The following is a 231-nucleotide window of genomic DNA, read 5'->3' on the forward strand; positions in this document are numbered from 1 at the left end:
GATCGCGATGGGCGAGTCGCTGTCGGCAGGCGCGCAAGGGCTGCACTGGCCGACACTCGCCATCGGGCTGGGCTGCCTGGCGTGGCTGATCCTGGCACGCCGCCATCTCAAGCACGGCCTGATGGCCTTGCGGATGAGTGAGAGCGCGGCGGGCATGCTGTGCAAGACCACGCCGATCATCGCGGTCATCGTCTCCAGCCTGCTGGCTTGGGGGCTGAGTGATCCTCTCGT

1 protein-coding gene is annotated in these 231 nt (G+C 67.5%); it reads left to right on the plus strand.

Going from position 1 to position 231, the window contains the following annotated elements; genetic code table 11:
* A partial coding sequence (locus SB689_RS24345; RefSeq protein ID WP_410694582.1) for a hypothetical protein occupies positions 1–231 on the plus strand: 231 nt, incomplete at both ends.

Source organism: Chryseobacterium sp. SIMBA_038 (assembly GCF_046535115.1).
Lineage (GTDB): Bacteria > Bacteroidota > Bacteroidia > Flavobacteriales > Weeksellaceae > Chryseobacterium.